We start from the raw sequence: 19,868 nt of genomic DNA, 5'->3' as shown, positions 1-19,868 counted from the left end.
GTCATCACTTCCTGCGCGGATTGAGCGCTCGAATGGTGTTGGTCAGGACGGCGGCGAACGCGGTCCAACCCGCGTACGGGCTCAGCACGGCACCCTTCTCGGGGGACACCTTAGCGCTGCGGCGTACGAGGTCCGCGCTGCTGAGTGTCAACAGGACAGACTCCACGGAGGACGCGGTGAGCTGCTTGCGGTGGAAGAACAGGAAGCTCCACCCGGCGTTGAGCACCAGGTTGGTCCCGAGCGCGGCGATGTAGGCGCGCTTGTCCTTCTCCTGCTTCTTCTCCCCGAGATCCGCGATGGACAGCGCACCCACCGCGGCGATGTCCGCGTACAGCGCCGTCCACGCCACGGGGAACAGCCAGGCCGGGGGCTGGAACCGGGGCTTGCGCAGTGTGCGGTACCACCGCGAACCGGGGTCGGTCGCCAGGGAACCGGCCACCGCCGTGGCCGCCACGGCCCCCGCGGTGGTCAGGAAGACGCGGCGCCACCGGCCGAGGTCCTCGTTCTTCACAGCGGCGCGTACCGCGTCCGCGAAGGACGTGTGCCCGCCCTCCGGGGCGCCGATGTAATCGTCCAGGTCCCGTTCGTGCAGCACGGTGTCGTGCTGGAGGCTACCGATCAGAGGCCGCGCGAGCCGGGAGCTGATGGGGGTCGCCAGCCCGATCCAGTACGCCGCGAGCTCGGCGGTGGTCACGGGCGCGGTGACGATGAAGCGCCCGGCCTTGCCCACGGCCCGCGCGTACTGGTCCAGCATGCCCGCGTACTCAATGGCGTCCGGACCGCCCACGTCGAACGTGCGGTTCACGTCCGACGGCAGGTCCGCCGCCCCCGCGAGGTAGTGCACCACGTCCGCCACGGCGATCGGCTGGATCCGGTTGCGCACCCACTTGGGGGCGATCGCACCCGGCAGTCGCTCGGAGAGGTGACGGATCATGATGAAGGACGAGGACTCGTCCCCGATCACCACGCCCGTCTGCAGCGCCGCGGTGGGCACCCCGGAATCCATGAGCGCCTGCCCCACCTCCACGCGCGAACGCAGGTGATCGGACAGTCGCTCGACCGGCTCGTCCGTGGGGTGCAGTCCCCCCAGGTAGACGATCCGCTGCACATGGGCGTCGTGGGCGGCCCGCGCGAACGTCTCGGCCATCTCCACTTCTTCCTGCACGAAGTTCTCGGAGTCGCCCATGGAGTGCAGCAGGTACCACGCGACGTCCACGTCCCTCAGTGCGCGGGCGACGTCGCTCGCGTCCGAGGCGTCCCCCTCCACCACTTCCGCGCGGCCGGGTTCGGCGCTCTGCCCATCGGGGACAACGGCGTCACCCCAGGGGAGGTCGCGCACCTTCTCCGCGCTGCGGCTGAGCAGGCGCACCCGCCACCCCCGCTGCAACAGTTCCTGGGCCACCTGGCCGCCGATGTATCCCGTGGCTCCCGTGACCAGGGCGAGCCGTGTGGTCTCAGTCATGCGAACTCCCAACCGTGAACGATCCGTGGATGACCGCGGCGGCCACCCCATCCATGTCGATCGTATGCTGAGCATCCGACGCTGAGAGAGGGGTGGGCGCGAACCGCGGCGAGTCCGGACCGCTCGGCCTGCGGTGGGGCAAATTCCGGCCACCGGATGCACTCTCAGGCACGCCGAAGCCACGAATCACCCCTGAAAGTGGCTTGGAAATGACTCAGAGTGCGCCGCGTGGCTTCACCGTGCCTCGATGTTCAGCACACGGTCGGACCTCGCCACCACGGACACCCGACGCCGGGCCCGTCACCCCCGCACGTCCACGTCCTCGAAGATCAGGAACGTCTGCGTGTCCACGACCTCCGGCATGGGCTGGATGCGGTCGAAGATCACCTCCCGCAGTTCCGCCGTGCCCCGGGCGCGCACGAGGAGCATGACGTCGAACGTGCCACCCACCAGTGCGATGTGCTGCACCTGGGGGATCTTGCGCAGCTTCACGCACAGGGACGGCCACGTGTTCTGCTTCAACCGCACCGTCACGTACGCCGAGGCCTCCAGCCCCGCCCGCGCGGGATCGATCACCGCGGTGTAGCGCAGTACCACGCCCTGTTCGTGCAACCGGCGGATGCGTTCGTAGGCGTGCGCGCGGGAGATGTGCACCTTGGCCGCGAGCGCGGTCACCGATTGCCGCGCGTCCCGCGAGAGTTCGTCCAGGATCCGGCGATCCGTGTCGTCCAGTTCGGGGCGCTCCCGCTCCGCCATCCGGTGCTCCTTCTCCTTCATCATGCCCCGCTGCCCTTCGCCACGAGCCCTTCGCCATGAACCCTGCGCGCCGTGTCCATGGGCCCCGCGGCCCTTCGTGGCGGCCCGCGCTCCGTGACCACGGGCCCATCGCCCCGTCACCGAGCGACCCGCGCCCCGTCGTCGTGAGCGCCTCGGTCCGGGGACGACGACGCTGCCGGACCGAGCGCCGTCGTCGTCTGGTCGTGAGGCGGTAGACGAAGCAGCATGACGCACGTCACTAACGACCATATTGTCCATGAGAGCGCCTCAGAATCACAGTTCGTCCACGAATTCCCCCCGGTGTGGAGACGGAGCGGGCGAATTCTTCATACTGTGCGGACGACGTGTCCGTCCCGCCCTTCGCCGCGCGCTGCCGCAGAACGAAGTGCCGGGCACCACCGAGTTCCACACAGAGAAGAAAGGGACGCACCATGAGCGAGCCCACCCCCGCCGATGGCGAATCCGCCGCCCAGGAGCACACCCCGCCCGTGAATCCGGCGGTGGAGGCCTCCAAGAACTTCGGGATCACCCCCGAGCAGTACATGCTGCCCGCGAGCAGCGAGATCCGGCTGCTGAACCCCGACGGCAGCGCGGTCCCGGAGTCCGAGCAGGGTCAGGAGCCCGGCCACGAGTACCCCATGCCGGACACGGACCGGTTGCTCACCGCGTACGAGAAGCTCGTGGTGGGCCGGCGGATCAACGATCAGAACATGGCGCTCGTGCGTCAGGGTCGCATGGCGGTCTACCCCTCGAGCCACGGCCAGGAGGCGTGCCAGGTGGCCGCCGCGCTGTGCCTCGAGGACGACGACTGGCTGTTCCCCACGTACCGCGATTCGGTGGCCGTGATGTCCCGCGGGGTGGATCCCCTGGAGGTCATGAGCACCTACCGCGGGGACTGGCACGGCGGCTACGACCCCCGGCAGTATAAGGTCTCCATCCAGGCCACTCCCCTGACCACCCAGTTGCTGCACGCCGTGGGCGTGGCCCACGCGGCCAAACTGCGCGGCGAGAACACGGTGACGCTGGCCATGTGCGGTGACGGGGCCACGTCCGAGGGGGACTTCCACGAGGCGCTGAACTTCGCGGCGGTCTTCCAGCTGCCCGTCCTGTTCCTGGTGCAGAACAACGGGTACGCGATCTCCGTGCCGCTGTCCTCGCAGACGCGCGCGCCGTCCCTGGCCCACAAGGGCGTGGGCTACGGGATGGCGAGTGAGCGCGTGGACGGCAACGACCTCGCGGCGTTGCTCTCCGTGCTGGGCCGCGGTGTGGAGCTGTGCCGCCAGGGCGGCGGTCCGCTGCTCGTGGAGGCCATGACCTACCGCATGCAGGCGCACACCAACGCGGACGACGACACCCGCTACCGCGAGCGGGACGAGGTCAGCGAGTGGGTGGCCAAGGACCCGATCACCCGCATGCAGCGCTACCTCTCCGATCAGGGCGCATTGGACGACGCCGCGTCAGAGCGGATCTCGGAGCACGCCGAGGCCATGGCCAAGCGGTTGCGCGAGGCCATGGCGTCCAAGCCGGAACTGGATCCCCAGGACCTGTTCCGCTTCGTGTACCACGAACCCACGACCCAGTTGCGCGAACAAGCCGCCCAACTGGCCGACGATCTCTCCCGAGAGGAGGCGTGATGAGCGTTTCGAAAGTCAGTTTCGCCAAGGCGCTGAACACCGCGCTCGCGGACGCCATGGAGGCGTCCCGGGAGGTCGTGGTCTTCGGTGAGGACGTGGGGACCCTCGGCGGGGTCTTCCGCATCACGGACGGATTGACCGCGCGCTTCGGCCGTGAGCGCTGTTTCGACACCCCGCTCGCGGAGTCCGGGATCATCGGCACCGCGGTGGGCATGGCCATGAACGGCATGCGCCCGGTCGCGGAGATGCAGTTCGACGCATTCGCGTACCCCGCGTTCGAGCAGGTGGCCTCCCACGTGGCCAAGATGCACAACCGCACCCGCGGCAAGCTGTCCATGCCCCTGGTCATCCGCATCCCCTACGGCGGAGGCGTGGGCGGTGTGGAACACCACTGCGACTCCTCCGAGTCCTACTACGCGCACACCCCGGGGCTGAAGGTCTTCACCCCGGCCTCCGTGACGGACGCCTACGTGATGCTGCGCGAGGCGATCGACTCGCCGGACCCCGTGGTGTTCTTCGAACCCAAGCGGTTGTACTGGTCCACCGCGCAGGTGGACCTGGACGAGCTGCGCTCGCAGTACGAGAACGGGACGTTGCCGCGCCGGGAGGGCCGCGCCGTCGTCGCCCGCGAAGGCAGTGACGCGACCCTGATCAGCTACGGCCCGTCGGTGCCCGTGTGCCTGGCCGCGGCCGAGGAAGCCGCCCGGGACGGGATGTCCGTGGAGGTCGTGGACCTGGGCTCCGTGGTCCCCTACGACGACGAGACCGTGGCCGCCTCGGTGCGCAAGACCGGGCGCGCCGTGGTCGTGGCCGAGGCCCAGGGCTTCGCGTCCGTGGCCTCGGAGATCGCCGCGCGCACCCAGGAACGCTGCTTCCACTCGCTCGCCGCGCCGGTGCTGCGGGTCACGGGATTCGACATCCCCTACCCCTCGCCGTCCTTCGAGCACCACCACATCCCGAGCTCCGAGCGCATCCTGGATGCCCTGGACGACCTGCAATGGGAGGACTGACCCGTGAGCATCAATGTGTTCAACCTGCCCGACCTGGGCGAAGGGCTCACCGAGGCGGACATCCTCCGCTGGCTCGTGGCCGAGGGTGACACCGTCACCATGGACCAGCCGATCGTGGAGGTGGAGACCGCCAAGTCGGCCGTGGAGGTACCCACCCCGTTCGAGGGCGTGGTGCACACGCTCCACGGCGCCGAGGGCGACACGCTGCTGGTGGGCCAACCGCTGATCTCCGTCTCCGACGGCATCGAGGCCCCGGAGTCCGCCGCGGGTTCCGGGTCCGACGACGACGCTCCCGAGCCCACCCACGGGGCCGGGTACCGCGAGGAGGAACTCGCGGGCACCCGCCCGTCGGCCGAGCTCTCCGTGGACGAGGCCGACCCCGAGGCCGGCGAGGACGAGTCCTCCGGCAACGTGCTGATCGGATACGGGACCTCCGCCGCGGGATCCTCCCGGCGGCGTCGCCGCAAGCGCGGCGGTCCTGCCGCTCCGGACGGCGCTGCCCCCACGGGTGCGGCCGCCCACACGCACGACGCGCTGACCGCGGCACCCCGGATGGCCCCCACGGTCGTCTCGCCGCTCGTGCGCAAGCTCGCGCGCGAACACGGCGTGGACATCACCGCGCTCGCGGGCACCGGTCCCGGCGGGCTCATCATGCGCCGCGACGTCCTGGCCGCGCTCGACCAGGTCGAGGACCAGCGTTCCCGGGCCGACGCCGCCGGGCCGGCTCCCACGGGTCTCGCCACGGCCGGTCCCGCGGCGCCGGCGCTCACGACCGGCGCACCCGTTCCGCCGCCCCCGGCACCGGGTGGAGCGGCGGCTCAGGGTGGGCCCGCGGGCGCTCCGAAGCCGCCCGCGGCGCCGGCGCCGTCGTCCTCGCCCGAGCACGGTGGTGCCGGGCAGGACGTGGACCCCCGCACGGGGTTGGGCGTGGCCGTCCGGGAGCCCGTCAAGGGTGTGCGCAAGACCATTGCGGACGCCATGACGCGCTCGCGAGGCGAGATCCCCGAGGCCACCGTGTGGGTGGACGTGGACGCCACCGAGCTGCTGCGCTTGCGCGCAGAGCTCAAGGCCGCGGACCCGCAGACCACGCCCAGCCTGCTCGCGCTGATCGCGCGGTTCACGCTGGCCGGGCTGCAGCGGTTCCCGCAGTTGAACGCGCGCATCGACACCGCGCCGGACGGATCCCGCACGATCACCCGTTTCCAGGGGATCAACCTGGGGCTCGCCGTGGAATCCGAGCGCGGTCTCATGGTGCCCAACCTGCGCAACGCGGACCGACTCAGCGCCGTGGAGCTGACGGGGGCCATGCGGGAGATCATCGACGTCGCCCGCTCCGGCAAGGCCTCCCCCGCGCAGCTGAGCGGTTCCACGTTCACGCTGAACAACTACGGGGTGTTCGGCACGGACGGGGCCACGCCCATCATCAACCACCCGGAGGTCGCGATCCTGGGGATCGGGCGGATCATCGACAAGCCGTGGGTGGTCAACGGTGAACTCGCGGTGCGCAAGGTCGCGACCCTGTCGATCGCGTTCGATCACCGCGTGTGCGACGGCGGCGCGGCGGGCGGCTTCATCCGCTTCGTGGCCGACTGCATCGAGAACCCCTCGGGGGCGCTGGCGCGGATCTGATGTTCCCGGTGCGGGGTGCGCTGCCGCTGGCACCCCGCTCTCCTGACGACGGCGCGTGGACTCCGGTCCTCGCGCCGTCGTCGTGTGTGCGGGGCGGCTTGCGCTGCGCCGGTGTCAGCGGATCAGTTCCCGCTCCGCCCAGCCCGTGAGCCGTTCCGTGAGGGACGCGGGGAGGTCCCCGGCCGTCATGGCGTCCCACGCTCGCTTGACGGCGATCTCGACCATCCGTGCCACGGCAGCGTCCGCGCCGGAGCGGGACAGCAAATCGCGGGCCTGGGCGACGTCGTCGGGCGAGGCGGCTCGCTGCACGCAGCGCGCACGGAGCGCGCGCCACGCGGGGCCGTGCGGGCCGGACTCCACAAGGCAGCCCAGCACGGTGCGGCGACCGGAGGCCAGGAACCGGGCAGGGGCGTTGTCGTCCTCCGCGCCCGTGCACGCGCTCAATTCCCCGGCGAGTGCGTGGGCGACGCCGAGCGCACGACCGGCCTGCGCGAGGGCCGTGACCTGCGCGGTCGGAGCGCCCCCGAGGACCGCACCCGCGCGCAGCGGTGCTTCGAAGCACGGGACAGCACTGCCGATCCGCAGGGCGTCGAGGACCTCCTGGCGGGAGACCGCACCCGCGCGCCGGGCATGTTCGGCGGCCATCCGATCCCCGGCGGCGGCGTGGAACGAGGCGTGGTCGAGGATGTCCAGGAGCTTGAGCAGGCGGGACTCCGGGGCATGGGACGTCGCGATCATCCGGTAGGCGCCGGACAGGGCGAGGTCGCTCGCGAGGGCGTCGTCGGCCTCACGGGCGGCATCGGTGGGGGCCGAGCGCGCCGTGGCCGCGCTATCGGGCGAGAGATCACTGGGCGTTGCGCCGCCGGGTGCCGTCTGCACGCCGTCGCGGAGCTCGAGGGACGCGCGGAGCAACTCGAAGGCGGCCGCCACCGCGTTGAGGACCGGACGGGTGGGCCGGGCCGGATAGGACTCCGCCGCGGCCATCACGAGCCCCTGTTGCAGCCCGTCCCCGGGGCCGGTCACGCGGGCCACGCATTCCCAGACGTGTTCGTAGCCGGGACTCAGTTCGGCGGCCCGGCGGCCGGAGTGTTCCAGGAAACCGCGCAGTGCCGCGGCCGGGGTGAACTCCTGGGACCTACGCCCGGTTCCGCTGCTGGTGTAGGAGGACGTGGGCGTCATGGCACCATTCCAGCACACGCGTCAATGAAGGCTCAGACCCCCGGCATGAGCGCGAGCTTGACGGCGATGAACAGCATGACCAGCCCCACACCCACGTCCACGATCCGCCAGGTCAGCGGGGTGTTGAGCACGTGGGACAGGGCGCGCGCACCCCAGCCCAGGGCGGAGAACCAGATCACGGAACCCGTCATGGCACCGGCGGCGAAGATCCAGCGGTGGTCGCCGTGCTGATTGGCCAGGTTCCCGAGCATGAGCACGGTGTCCAGGTAGACATGGGGGTTCAGCCACGTGAGGGCCAGAGTGGTGAGCACCGCGGTGCGCAGTGAGCCCCCGCCCTCCTGAGCCGCCTCGAGGGTCTGGGGTTTCAGCGCCGACTTGAACGAGAGCACCGCGAATCCCACGAGGTAGAGGACCCCGGCCCAGCGGAAGATGTCCAGCAACCAGGGCGCACGTTCGATCAGGAACCCGATGCCGGCGGTTCCCAGGGCGATCAGCACCACGTCCGAGGCGATGCAGATCGCCACCACGACGCCCAGGTGTTGGCGGCGGATACCCTGCCGCAGCACGAAGGCGTTCTGGGCCCCGATGGCCACGATGAGAGCCAGGCCCGTGAGGACACCGGGCAGGAAAGCTGTAGTCACCCGAACAAGTTACCGCCCACGTGAGCTTGCCGACATTCGGTTTACGGTGCCGTGACACAACACGTATAGTTTCTGAGGAAATTATTTCAGACGCCCGATGAACCGGGTGTCCGACGCCGTAGAAAGGACGTGCCATGACCGTCATGACCGCTGAACGTTTGGCCCTCGCGATCACCGAGGAGGATGCCGACCGTCTGTTCTTCGACGCCCGCACCGCGAACCACTTCACGGACGAGCCCGTGACCGAGGACGAGAAGCGCGCTATCTACGAGATCACCAAGATGGGCCCCACCGCGTTCAACTCCCAGCCCCTGCGCATCACGTGGCTGGAGACCCCCGAGGCCCGCGAGCGCCTGGTCCAGCACATGAGCGGCGGCAACCAGGAGAAGACCCGCAAGGCCCCGCTGACCGCGATCCTGGCCTACGACGAGAACTGGCACACCCGCTTCCCGGAGTTCCTCCCCGCGGCCCCGCAGCTGCAGGGCATGTACGACGACAACGACGATCTGCGCCTGACCAGCGGCAAGGCCAACTCCCACATCCAGGTGGGCTACTTCATCGTGGCCGCGCGCGCCGCGGGTCTGGCCGCCGGGCCCATGACCGGTTTCGACGCCGAGGCCGTGGACCGGGAGTTCTTCGCCGGGACGGGCAAGCGCTCGATCGTGGTCGTGAACCTGGGACACCCCGTGGCCCCCGCCTATGAGCGCAGCCCCCGGTTCCCCGAGGACGACGTCACCGAGACCCTCTGACCCGGGTCAGTCCCCGCTCGACTCCTGGGCCCGCGCGAGTTTGGCCAACACCGCCAGCGCGGCGTCCAGGAGGTCGAGTTCCTCGGCACTCAGTTCGGACAGCACGTCCGCGACCCGTTCGCTGCGGTGCTGATCCTCACGCGCGAGCACCTCTTCCCCCTGCGGGGTCAGCGACACCAGAACGGCCCGCGCATCGGTGGGGTCCGGATCGCGCTGCACGAGTCCGGCCTTGCTCAGCCGGTCCACGCTCTGCGTGGCAGTGGGTGTGCGCACCCCGAGGTTCGAGGCGATGCTCGTCATGCGGGCACCGCCCGGTTTGAGCATGGTCAACAGGCTGATCTGCTGACTCGTGAGTTCTCGCGCCCCCTCCATGCTGCGCAGGAAGTACACCCCTTGGCGCAGCACCGCACGCAGTCGCGCGGCGCTGCGCAGCATGCGGGCTCGACGGTCATCGTTGGCCGGAGCGTGCGAGGAGTCCATGACTCACAATCCTAAGCATGCGCGGCACGGCCTCCTCCCGCATGAACCCCGCGGAGCGGGCCCGTGTGCTTGAATCGTGGCCCACGGTTCCGGCCCCGGGAGGCAGCGGCATGCAGGAGACCCTTTCGGCCCTCGACGGGCTGCTCCCGCGCGCGAGCGACCACGCGGCGGCTGCGGTGCACGGTAGTGGCCGGTACTGGTCCGGCCCGTTGGACGTCCAGCGGCTGGCGGTCTCGGGGGTGGGCCTGGCGGCGACTTGCGCCCAGCAACTGGCCCACAGCCTCGGGCGCGAGGATCGCGTGATCACGGCGCGGCTGCCGGAGGTCATCGCGGCGTTCGGCTCGGTCTCCCACCTCCGCCTCGACGAGCAGCCCCTGCCCGGCTTCGCCCCGTGTTCCGGTTTCTTCCCCGTGGCGGACGGCTGGCTGCGCACGCACGCCAATTACCCGCACCACCGCGAGCGCCTGTTCCGTGCCCTGGACATCACGCACGACGACGCCCTCGCGCCCGCCCTCGCCCGGCTCACCGGGGAGCAGGCCGAGTCCCGGATCGTGGCCGAGGGCGGCATTGCCGCTCGCGTGGCCACGGAGCAGGAATGGCGCGCGGACGCGGCATCCGAGCCGGGGCCGTGGCTCGAGCTCACCCCGGCGGACACCCCCGTCCGACTGTTCGACCGTGCCGGTTCCGGCGCCTCGGCCCGTCCGTCCGCCTCCGGGGTCGGTCCGTCCGGTGCCGCGAAGGGTCCGTTCGCGGCACCGCGGGGGACGACGTCGCTCGCTCCCCTGGCCGGCGTGCGCGTGGTCTCCCTGACCCGGGTGATCGCGGGCCCCACGGCCGCCAAGTTCCTCGCGGCCCTGGGCGCGGACGTGCTGCGCATCGACCCGCCCGCGCTGCCCGAACTGCTCGGCCAGCACCTGGACACCGACCCGGGGGTGCGCTGTGTGTCGTGGGACCTGGCGGACCCCGCGCGGGCAGACGACCTGGCCGACGCCCTGGACGCGGCGGACGTCCTGCTCACGGGGTACCGTCCCGGTTCCCTGGCAGGTCTCGGTCTCGACGCCGCGAGCATCCGCGACCGCTTCCCCCACCTGGTCCACGTGGAACTGAGCGCCTGGGAGCCTTCCGGCCCCCGGGGCGGGCGGCGCGGATTCGACAGCATCGTCCAGGCCGCCACCGGGATCGCCCATCACTACGGTGCGAAGGACGAGCACGGGCGGTGGCGCCCCGGGGCCCTACCGGTCCAGGCCCTGGACCACACCGCGGGCTACGGCATGGCCGCCGCGGCCTGCGCCCTGATCGCCACGGGCACGGCGGGCCACGCTCGCGTGTCCCTCGAACGCACGGCGCGGGCCCTCCTGGACGCGCGCACCACCCGGACCACGCAGGACACCCATCTCACCGCCGCGACCCTGACCGTGCCCACCGAGCACGGGATGCTCGAGTACGTCCCCTCACCGGTCCGCGTGGACGGCGCTCGGCCGCCCGCGGAACCGCCGCGGTGCGAGCACGACGGCGTCAGAGGTCCCCCAGCACCTGCGCGAACCGCTTGACGCCCTCCCGGATCCGCGCGGGCGCGACACCGGAGAACGCAAAATAGGTAGGCATCCGAGTCTTTCATGTTCATTTTTTGAAACTGTCCATTTATGCTGAACGCAGTTAATAAATGAACGGAGGGACTATGGACCGAACCTTGCAAGACGCACTCGAGCACCAGCTGATGGAGTATTCCCTCCGCGTTGACGGCCCCGTCCCCCTCCGGGATCTGACACCGGAGATTCCTGCTCCACTTCAGCTGGTGCACCAGCGGGAAGCCCAGCTCTTCAATACCGTGTCCACCGACACACCCACCCTCACCCGTCTCCTGCGCTTCGAAGACCTGACCGGCGAGCCACTTCTCGTCCTCGCACCATTCGTTCACCCCCGCAGTGCACAACAACTACGGAACGCGGGAATCCGATTCCTCGACGCGGCAGGGAATGCGTATCTCAGATTCGAGGGGGTGCTCATCGATGTGCGCGGCCGTCGGCCCGATCCGTCCATCACGCTACGCACCCGCAAGGCCCGGACATCAACCAACTTATTCGCTCCCCGGCGCGCACAGGTCGTCTTCGCGCTGCTTTCCTGGCCCGCGCTGCTGGGCGCCTCAGTCAGATCAATTGCCACGGCGGCCAAGGTGTCCGTCGGACAGGCCCAATCCACCCTGGAGCTCCTGGATGAGCATGACTTCCTCGATCGCCACACCGGCAGTCTCTTGCGCCGCGAGGTACTCGCTGAACACTGGGCCGATGCCTTTGCCACGGGCCTCGGTCCCAAGACCCTTCTGCATCAGTTCCGCGGTGACCCTTCACGCATGGAACTCGACGGTCACGGTGCAATTTATGTGAGTGGCGAACAGGCGGCTCCGTGGATCAGGGATCCGGAAACAGCAACGCTGTACGTGGAAGAGTTCTCCCCCGAGATGGCCCTCACCAATCGCTGGCGGGCGGATGGGACTGCGAACATCATGGTGCGCTCGGTCTTCTGGGCCTATCCGGACCAGGATGTCGACCCCCGCTTTCCGACTGTCGCACCCCCTCTTCTGGTGTACGCCGACCTGAAATCCACACGAGAAAGCCGACAGCTCGAAGCGGCGCAGCAGATCAAGGAAAGCCATGCTCACATTTGGCACCCCTGATCCCAGGGTTCTGGATGTCGTCGGAACAGTCGTCGAGCGTCTCGAGCAGGACACGGGCGTACCACCATCCGCCGTCATGGTGGTGGGAGCCCACGCGCGGAACATCATCCATTCCGGCTTAAAACACAGCACCTCTCCTCGAGCGACCGATGATGTGGACCTCGCTCTGGCACTCTCCGGGTGGGATGCCTATCTACCCGTCACGACGACCTTCCCTCGCTCAGGCGACAGTGACATCCGGTACCGCGTGGGCGACATCCATGTGGACTTCATGCCGTTCGGGCCGGCTCTCGAAGATCCCCCCGGAGTGGTCACCCCACCGCCGCGTAAGGAGGGATGGACGGTTGCCGGCTTCCAGGATGTCTACGGCTGCGCCCAAGACGTCCGACTCATGCCGCAAGGAGACACCGTCCGGGTGCCCTCTCCCGCGGGTTATACGGCGCTGAAATTGCGGTCCTGGGCCGACCGCGCGATACGCCATGACATAAAAGATGCGCGTGATCTCGCGTTGGCGTGCCACTGGTACTCGGAATCGGACGTCGTTCACGACGAGCTCTACAGCACGCCCCACGGAAAGAAGCTGTTGGAGGACCATGGTTTCGACCAGGATCTTGCGGCCGTGGGATTGCTGTCCGCTCAGGTCGCCTCGATTCTCTCCGATCCAGTGAAAACCGACTTGGCCACCGACTTGCGGGGTTCCGACAGAGACTTGCTGGCCAGAGAGTTCACGAATGCTTCCGCGCCCCATTGGTCGGAGGACAGATCTCGGCGGCGCTCCATCATCGACACCCTGTTCTCGGCGTTCGCATGAGGCTCCCACGGGAACATGCACGACGCCGCACGGTCGTCGTGCACCGACATCGACCTCCCCAACCCCCTCGGTTGAAACCGGGTGCGCGCGATGCTTCGCCCGCCCTTCGGCGAAGCACCGCGGTGCGAGCACGACGGCGTCAGAGGTCCCGCAGCACCTGCGCGAACCGCTTGACGCCCTCCCGGATCCGCGCGGGCGCGACACCGGAGAACGCGAGCCGCACCGCGTCCGAGTCCCGACCGTCCATGTAGCACGCCGAACCCGGTACCAGGACCACCCCGTGGCCGATCGCCTCCGCGAGGACGTCCTTACCCACCAATTCGTCCGCGGTGACCCACGTGAAGAACCCGCCCGTGGGTGTGGTCCACCGTGCGGAGGACGGCATGAACTCGGTCAACGCCGCGTCCATGGCTTCCCAGCGCTCGCGGTACAGGGTCACAGCGTCGTCGAGCGCGGGCTCCCAGTGCTCGGAACCCACCCACGCCGTGACGAGGGACTGTGCCAGGTTGGACGGGTGGATCACCACGGACTCCGCGGCGATCTGCAACCGGCCCCTGACCTCCGGGGGAGCCGCGATCCAGCCGATCCGCAGCCCCGGAGCGAAGATCTTGGAGAAGCTGCCCAGGTGGATCACGTGCTCCGGGTCCATCCCGTGCATCGAGGCCAGTGGCTGCGCGTGGTCGAAGGACAGCAGCGCGTAGGGATCGTCCTCGACGATCATCACGTCCCGATCGGCGCACACTCGCACCAGTTCGCGCCGCCGCTCCACCGGCATGGTCACGCCCGTGGGGTTCTGGAAACTGGGGATCACGTACACGAACGGGACGCGCTCACCCTGCGCCGCGGCGTCGTCCAACGCGTCGGCGACGGCGCTCGGGTCCATGCCGTGCTCGTCCACGGGGACGTGACGCACGTCCACCTCGTACGCGCCGAACACGCCCAGCGCACCCACGTAGGTGGGGCCCTCGGCCAGGATCACGTCCCCGGGATCGCAGAACAGCTTGGTCACGAGGTCCAGCCCGGCCTGGGACCCGGTGGTCGGCAGGACGTCCGCCTCCGTGACCGTGGACCCGCCCCGCGCCATGAGCCGCACGCTCAGTTCGCGCAGGCCCGCGGTCCCCGCGCCGGAACCGTACTGCAGGATCTCACCGGCGCGCTCACGGATCAGCTGCGCGGCCAGATCCCCCACGGTCCCGCCCGGCAGCACGGACAGATCCGGGTTGCCCCCGGCCAGGGACACGACCGAGGGGTCCATGGCCGTCTCGAACACCGCGCGCACCGGGGAGGGCCGGAACTCCCCCGCGCGGGACGCGAACGCGCTCATCGCTGGCCCCCGTAACGGGCACCCGAAATGCCGTAGGCGGGGCCGTCCGCGGACGCGCCGGCGCCCAGGCTGATGAGCGAGATCAGCTCGTAGACCACGTGGGCCGCGGCGATCCCGGTCAGTTCGGCGTGGTCGTAGGCAGGGGCGACCTCCACGACGTCGCACGCGACGACGTCCAGCCCGCGCAGACCGCGCAGGATCTCGAGGACCTCGCGGCTCGTGATGCCACCGGCCTCGGGCGTGCCGGTGCCGGGTGCGTGGGCGGGGTCTAGGACGTCGATGTCCAGGGAGACGTACAGCGGGCGGTCCCCCACGCGCTCGCGCAGAGCCGCGACCACGGCGTCCACGCCGGAGCGCATGACGTCCGCGGAGGAGACGATCTCGAAACCGAAGCGGGCATCGTCGTCCAGGTCCTGGGTGCCGTAGAGGGGCCCGCGGGTGCCCACGTGCATCACGGCGTCCGTGTCGATGATGCCTTCCTCGAACGCCCGGCGGAACGGGGTGCCGTGGGTGTACTCGGCACCGAAGTAGGTGTCCCACGTGTCCAGGTGGGCGTCGAAGTGCAACAGCGCGATCGTGCCGTGGCGTGAGTGGGCGGCGCGCATGAGCGGCAACGCGATCGTGTGGTCCCCGCCGATCGCCACGACCTTGGTGGACTCCCCCATGAGCTCCTTGGCGGCGGTCTCGATGGACGCGATGGCCTCGGGGATGTCGAACGGGTTGCCCACGATGTCCCCGGCGTCCGCGACCTGCAGGTGGGCGAACGGCGAGTGGTTCTGCGCGGGGTTGTAGGGGCGCAGCAACCGGGAGGACTCGCGCACGTGATTCGGACCGAAGCGCGCACCGGAACGGTAGGAGACGCCCGAGTCGAACGGCACGCCCACCACGGCGATGTCCGTGTGCTCCACCTGATCCGTGCGGGGCAACCGCGCGAACGTGGCCGGCCCGGCCCACCGCGGTGTCAGGGCGGCGTTGACGGGGCCCACCCGTTGCTCACCCGCTGCATTGGTTTCGACGACGCGTTCCGGTTCCACTGCTGAACTCCTTACCTCCCGGGGATCACCCGGGGACGTGCACCGCGATTCTCGAGGCGTGGTTCCCACGAACACGGCACCCGCGGCGGCGTGAACCGCCACCGCGGTGATACTTTTTGTGACCTGGTGCATAAAACCCTAGTGCCAACCACCCCGCCCACGAACGCATCCGCTCGCGCGCGCGGACACCCCGAGTTCTGTCGAGGAGACCCCCGTGAACGTCCTGGTCATCGTGCTGTACCTGATTGCCATGGTGGTGATCGGGCTGTGGGCGGCACGCCGCGCCCGCACCGCCGCCGATTACCGGGTGGCCGGACGCCGCCTGGGGACGGGGTTGTACACCTCCACGATGGCCGCCGTGGTCCTGGGCGGCGCCTCCACCGTGGGCGGTGTGGGTCTCGGGTACCAGTACGGGATCTCCGGGATGTGGCTCGTGGTGGCGATCGCCGTGGGCCTGGGGGTGCTGAGCCTGTTCTTCGCCGCGCGCATCCAGTCGCTGAAGGTCTTCACCGTCTCCCAGATGCTGCAGTTGCGCTACGGCGCCAAGGGCGGGGCCACGGCGTCCTCCTTCGTGATGCTCGCGTACACGATCATGATCGCGGTGACCTCCACCGCGGCGTACGCGGCCATCTTCTCCGTCCTGTTCCCGATCTCCCGGCCGTGGGCCATCCTGCTGGGCGGCGCCGTGGTGATCGCGTACTCGGTGCTCGGTGGCATGTGGTCCATCACCCTCACGGACCTCATGCAGTTCGTGTTCATGACCGTGGGGATCTTCGCGATCCTCCTGCCGTTCTCGCTGGCCGCCGGGGGTGGGTGGTCCGGGATCCGTGAGCGGCTGGACTCCTCCTTCTTCGACCTGGGCGCCATGGGTCTGCAGGGGATCATCACGCAGTTCGTGATCTACGGATTCGGCATGCTGATCGGCCAGGACATCTGGCAGCGCGTGTTCACCGCCCGCTCCCCCGGGGTCGCCCGCTGGGGCGGGGTGATCTCCGCCGGGTATGTGGCCCTGTACGGCGTGGCCGGCGCCCTGATCGGCACCGCCGCGGCCGCCGTGCTTCCCACCCTCGAGATGCCGGACGAGGCCTTCGCGACCATGGCCCAGCAGCACGTCCCCGTGGGCCTGGGTGGTGTGGTGCTCGCCGCGGGCGTCGCGGCCATGATGTCCACCGCCTCCGGGGCCACGATCGCCGCGGCCACCGTGGCGCGCGTGGACGTGGTACCCACGCTGCGCGGCCTGTTCGGGGCGTCCGACGCCGACGTCGCCCGCTCCCGCTCCGAGGACGCCTCCGTCCTCAAGGACCGCGTCTACGTGGTGGTCGTGGGTCTGCTCATCACCGTGATGTCCATGCTGGTCAGCTCCACCGTGGTGGCCCTGACCATCGCCTACGACCTGTTGGTGGGCGGACTGCTCGTCGCGATCCTGGGCGGGCTGCTGTGGCCGCGCGCCACCGCGGCCGGCGCCATGTGGTCCATGGGGGTGGGGGTCGTAGCCACAGTGGCGGGCATGATGGTCTTCGGGGTGCTCGCCAACGCACCCATCTACATGGGGCTGATCGCCTCCGCAGTGGTGTTCGTGGCGGTGTCACTCATGAGCAGGCCCACCCCGTCCGACGTCAGTCAGGAATGGAACCGACGGATTCAGGAGTCCAAGGCATGAGCAACGAGAACACGGTCACCGCCGCCCCCGGGGGGTTCGAGAACCCTGCGGGGGCGGCGTCGTCGTACCCCGAGCGCACCACGGCCCGCGCCGTCCTGGAGACGCTGCGCGGCTACGGGATCGACACGGTCTTCGGCATCCCGGGCACGCACTCGCTCGAGTTCTACCGGCCGCTGCGCGAGCTGGGGATCCGCCCGATCACCACGCGCCACGAACAGGGCGCGTCCTACGGCGCGGACGGTTGGTCCCAGGTGCGCGGGCTGCCCGGCGTGGTCATCACGACCTCCGGACCCGGTCTGCTCAACTCGCTGTCCGGCGCGGCCACCGCGTACGCCGAGTCCCGGCCCATGATCCTGCTCTCCCCGGGGCGGCCCGTGGGACACGACTTCCGGGACATCGGCTCGCTGCACGAGACCAAGAACCCGTCCGCCGCGGTCAATGCGATCGTGGGCGTGTCCCGGCGCGTGACCTCCGCCACCGAGGCCGTGACCATGATCCACGACGCCATGCGCGACTTCGCACACTCCCGGCCGCGGCCCATCCACATCGAGATCCCCCTGGACATCCTCGAGGCCCCCGCGGACGTCCCCGAGTCCGCGACCGCACCCCGCCCCCTGGGCGAGCCCGCGCCGGCACCGGAGGCCGACGTCGCCGCGGCCGTCGAGGCGCTCGCCGCGAGTGAGCGCCCGGTCATCCTGGCTGGCGGTGGTTCCCTGGCCGCCGGGGAGCACCTGCTCGAGCTGGCCGAACTGCTCGAGGCACCCGTGATCACCACGACCAACGGCAAGGGAGCGATCCCCGAAAAGCACCGGCTCTCCCTGGGCGCGGACCTGCGGCTGAGCACGGCCCACGAGTTCCTGCGCTCGCGCGACGCCCTGCTCGTGATCGGCTCCAAGGTGGGCGAGGCCGAGCTGTGGGGCGGCGACATCACCCCGCAGGGGCCCGTGGTGCGCGTGGACATCATGCGCGACCAGATGCTGTGCAACCTCACCCCGGACGTCGAGGTCCCGGGCAACTCTGCCGCGGTGGTCCCCCAGTTGCTCGCGGGTCTGCGGGCGCGGGCCGACGCCGCGGGCTCGGGCGACGTCGTTGGTTCGGGCGTCGTCGCGGGCTCGGGTGAGGCGGGCGACGTCGCCGTCGAGCCGTCCGCGCGGACGGCACCGGACCTGCGCGAGGTCTTCGACGCGATGGACGAGGAGGGCCGCACGTGGGCCCCCGAGCTCGCGGCGCTCAACGAGACCATCATGGACGTGGTCCCGGACGACACCATCCTGGCGGGCGACTCGTCCCAGGTGACCTACATGGGATCCACCACGTTCTTCCGCGCACCCGTGCCCCACTCACTGCTCTACATGGGGACGTACGCGACCCTGGGCTACGGCCTGCCCGCGGCGATCGGCGCCAAGCTGGCCGCACCCGAGCGCCCGGTGGTGTGCCTCGTGGGGGACGGCGCCCTGATGTTCTCCGTCCAGGAACTGATGACCGCGGTGGAACTGGGCCTGGACCTGCCCGTGATCTGCGTGGACAACGGCGGCTACGGGGAGATCCGGCAGAACATGGTGGACCGCTCCATCCAGCCGCTCGGTGTAGACCTCGTGCAGCCGGATTGGGTGCGCTTGGCCGAGGGCTTCGGCGCCACTGGCCTCCCCGCGACCATGGACACCCTCGCGGACACGGTGCGCACGGCGCTGGAGACCAAGGGGACGAGTTTGGTGCACCTCAAGATCTGAGTGTGCCCGCCTGGGGCGCGGCCGGGTGAGGCGTGCGGCCGGACGGAGGCGCATGCTTTACCGGCTCGACCGTCACGTTGCCCTTTCCACCTCCCTGGGCATTTCTAGTGGAGCAAATGCACGCAGGGCGGCAGGAATCTGCTTCAACGGAGTCAAAGCAAAGGCGCATCCAGCGCTCGCGCCGCAATCACGTGAGTCATCCGTTGGATCCAGGAGTGGGCACCCACTGGCCGTCGCGAGGCCCGAGATCTCCTAGCTGTACAGCTAGGAGATCGCCATCGTGGACGGCCACTTGGTGGTGGAAGCGCCGTCGCGTGGAGAGCGGCGAGCTCACGGACACCGGCCAGATCCATCGCGTCTACAAGAGCGACTCCCCCTGATTCTCACCACCGCAATCTAAGACCCATGACAGGAAGCACCATGACCCCTCCCACCCACACCACCTCGGCCCCGGCCGACGCCTCCGTGCAACGCCACCTCCGCAGCGCGATCGACGTGGCCGTGCGCAACGCCTCCGAGGACGGCGGCCCGTTCGGCGCCGTCGTCGTGACCGCGGACGGGCGCGAGTTCACGGCGGTCAACCGCGTCACCGCGGACAACGATCCCACCGCCCACGCCGAGGTCTCCGCGATCCGCGCCGCGTGCGCAGCCCTGGGCACGTACGACCTCAGCGGCGCAGTGCTCTACTCGAGCTGCGAACCGTGCCCCATGTGCCTGTCGTCCTCGCTGTGGGCGCGCTTGGACGCCGTGTACTTCGCCGCGGACCGCCACGACGCCGCGGACGGCGGCTTCGACGACGCCGCGTTCTACGACTTCTTCACCGCCACCCGGGCCCAGCGGGACGAACTGCTGCCCGTGCACCACGTGGGCATCGACAACCGCACCGCACCCTTCGACACATGGGCGGCCAACGCCTCCCGCACCGCGTACTGACCCGAATCCATCCACTGCATCATCGCTAGATTCGGACACTTCGCCACCTGGTCGACGGTGGGAAAAACAGAAGATCGCCGAACCTGCGGCCACCGGCCGTGAACGGAGGCATCTGACATGACAAGCACCACGCTCCTCAGG

At 69.8% G+C, this 19,868-nt stretch carries 17 protein-coding genes; 10 read left to right on the top strand and 7 right to left on the bottom strand.

Annotated features, from left to right (window positions below; translation table 11 throughout):
* Positions 1-4 precede the first annotated feature (4 nt).
* Both AS25_RS08865 and AS25_RS08860 read right to left on the bottom strand, forming a co-directional pair.
* Positions 5-1,462, bottom strand: a complete 1,458-nt coding sequence (locus AS25_RS08865) for a tryptophan-rich sensory protein (RefSeq protein ID WP_035964415.1) — start codon at positions 1,460-1,462, stop codon at positions 5-7.
* A gap of 300 nt (positions 1,463-1,762) precedes the next feature.
* Entirely contained in the window at positions 1,763-2,218 is a 456-nt protein-coding gene (locus AS25_RS08860) for an Lrp/AsnC family transcriptional regulator (RefSeq protein WP_035964414.1), read from the bottom strand.
* A 452-nt stretch (positions 2,219-2,670) separates the two neighbouring features.
* Between AS25_RS08860 and AS25_RS08855 the strand changes: the two genes are divergently transcribed.
* Genes AS25_RS08855 through AS25_RS08845 form a run of 3 tightly spaced genes read left to right on the top strand, consistent with a single transcriptional unit; the run spans position 2,671 to position 6,512 of the window.
* The gene (locus AS25_RS08855; RefSeq protein ID WP_035964412.1) at positions 2,671-3,873 is read left to right on the top strand and encodes a thiamine pyrophosphate-dependent dehydrogenase E1 component subunit alpha; all 1,203 of its coding nucleotides are present in this window, start codon (positions 2,671-2,673) and stop codon (positions 3,871-3,873) included.
* A complete protein-coding gene (locus AS25_RS08850; RefSeq protein ID WP_035964409.1) occupies positions 3,873-4,883 on the top strand; it encodes an alpha-ketoacid dehydrogenase subunit beta in 1,011 nt (336 codons plus the stop codon). The genes AS25_RS08855 and AS25_RS08850 overlap by 1 nt, the downstream gene beginning before the upstream one ends.
* Positions 4,884-4,886: 3 nt before the next feature.
* Positions 4,887-6,512, top strand: coding sequence for a dihydrolipoamide acetyltransferase family protein (locus tag AS25_RS08845; protein ID WP_035964408.1), 1,626 nt, complete (start codon positions 4,887-4,889; stop codon positions 6,510-6,512).
* Positions 6,513-6,626: 114 nt separating this feature from the next.
* On the opposite strand, the gene AS25_RS08840 is transcribed toward AS25_RS08845, so the two are convergent.
* A complete protein-coding gene (locus AS25_RS08840) occupies positions 6,627-7,691 on the bottom strand; it encodes a polyprenyl synthetase family protein (protein WP_035964406.1) in 1,065 nt (354 codons plus the stop codon).
* A gap of 32 nt (positions 7,692-7,723) precedes the next feature.
* The gene (locus tag AS25_RS08835) at positions 7,724-8,332 is read right to left on the bottom strand and encodes a LysE/ArgO family amino acid transporter (RefSeq protein WP_035964402.1); all 609 of its coding nucleotides are present in this window, start codon (positions 8,330-8,332) and stop codon (positions 7,724-7,726) included.
* Between the two features lie 134 nt (positions 8,333-8,466).
* On the opposite strand from AS25_RS08835, the gene AS25_RS08830 reads away from it, so the two are divergent.
* A complete protein-coding gene (locus AS25_RS08830; protein ID WP_052160857.1) occupies positions 8,467-9,081 on the top strand; it encodes a malonic semialdehyde reductase in 615 nt (204 codons plus the stop codon).
* Positions 9,082-9,087: 6 nt separating this feature from the next.
* Here AS25_RS08830 and AS25_RS08825 read toward each other — a convergent pair whose 3' ends face one another.
* The gene (locus tag AS25_RS08825; RefSeq protein ID WP_052160856.1) at positions 9,088-9,561 is read right to left on the bottom strand and encodes a MarR family winged helix-turn-helix transcriptional regulator; all 474 of its coding nucleotides are present in this window, start codon (positions 9,559-9,561) and stop codon (positions 9,088-9,090) included.
* Between the two features lie 17 nt (positions 9,562-9,578).
* Here AS25_RS08825 and AS25_RS08820 point away from each other — a divergent pair, with 17 nt between their 5' ends.
* From AS25_RS08820 to AS25_RS08810, 3 genes are all read left to right on the top strand, one after another.
* A complete protein-coding gene (locus tag AS25_RS08820; protein WP_052160855.1) occupies positions 9,579-11,111 on the top strand; it encodes a CoA transferase in 1,533 nt (510 codons plus the stop codon).
* Positions 11,112-11,239: 128 nt separating this feature from the next.
* A complete protein-coding gene (locus AS25_RS08815) occupies positions 11,240-12,235 on the top strand; it encodes a type IV toxin-antitoxin system AbiEi family antitoxin (protein WP_052160854.1) in 996 nt (331 codons plus the stop codon).
* Positions 12,213-13,046: a hypothetical protein gene (locus AS25_RS08810; protein WP_052160853.1), complete on the top strand. Its 834-nt coding sequence runs from the start codon at positions 12,213-12,215 to the stop codon at positions 13,044-13,046. The genes AS25_RS08815 and AS25_RS08810 overlap by 23 nt, the downstream gene beginning before the upstream one ends.
* A 139-nt stretch (positions 13,047-13,185) precedes the next feature.
* Here the strand turns inward: AS25_RS08810 and AS25_RS08805 are convergent, their stop codons facing one another.
* Together AS25_RS08805 and speB are read right to left on the bottom strand one after the other, a co-directional pair.
* The gene (locus AS25_RS08805; protein ID WP_035964400.1) at positions 13,186-14,370 is read right to left on the bottom strand and encodes an aminotransferase-like domain-containing protein; all 1,185 of its coding nucleotides are present in this window, start codon (positions 14,368-14,370) and stop codon (positions 13,186-13,188) included.
* Entirely contained in the window at positions 14,367-15,404 is a 1,038-nt protein-coding gene (gene speB, locus AS25_RS08800; RefSeq protein ID WP_035964397.1) for an agmatinase, read from the bottom strand. Before speB ends, AS25_RS08805 begins: the two co-directional genes overlap by 4 nt.
* A 214-nt stretch (positions 15,405-15,618) precedes the next feature.
* On the opposite strand from speB, the gene AS25_RS08795 reads away from it, so the two are divergent.
* The 3 genes from AS25_RS08795 to AS25_RS08785 all read left to right on the top strand — a co-directional run bounded on the left by AS25_RS08795 (position 15,619) and on the right by AS25_RS08785 (position 19,727).
* Complete coding sequence (locus AS25_RS08795; RefSeq protein ID WP_035964396.1) at positions 15,619-17,064, top strand: sodium:solute symporter family protein; 1,446 nt, start codon at positions 15,619-15,621, stop codon at positions 17,062-17,064.
* Positions 17,061-18,794: a thiamine pyrophosphate-binding protein gene (locus tag AS25_RS08790; RefSeq protein ID WP_035964393.1), complete on the top strand. Its 1,734-nt coding sequence runs from the start codon at positions 17,061-17,063 to the stop codon at positions 18,792-18,794. Before AS25_RS08795 ends, AS25_RS08790 begins: the two co-directional genes overlap by 4 nt.
* 420 nt (positions 18,795-19,214) lie before the next feature.
* Positions 19,215-19,727: a nucleoside deaminase gene (locus tag AS25_RS08785; RefSeq protein ID WP_035964391.1), complete on the top strand. Its 513-nt coding sequence runs from the start codon at positions 19,215-19,217 to the stop codon at positions 19,725-19,727.
* Positions 19,728-19,868: the final 141 nt, after the last annotated feature.

Source organism: Kocuria marina, from assembly GCF_000786655.1.
Lineage (GTDB): Bacteria > Actinomycetota > Actinomycetes > Actinomycetales > Micrococcaceae > Kocuria > Kocuria marina_A.
The sequence above is the reverse complement of the archived record's forward strand: the minus strand, read 5'-3'. Positions and strand labels throughout refer to the sequence as shown.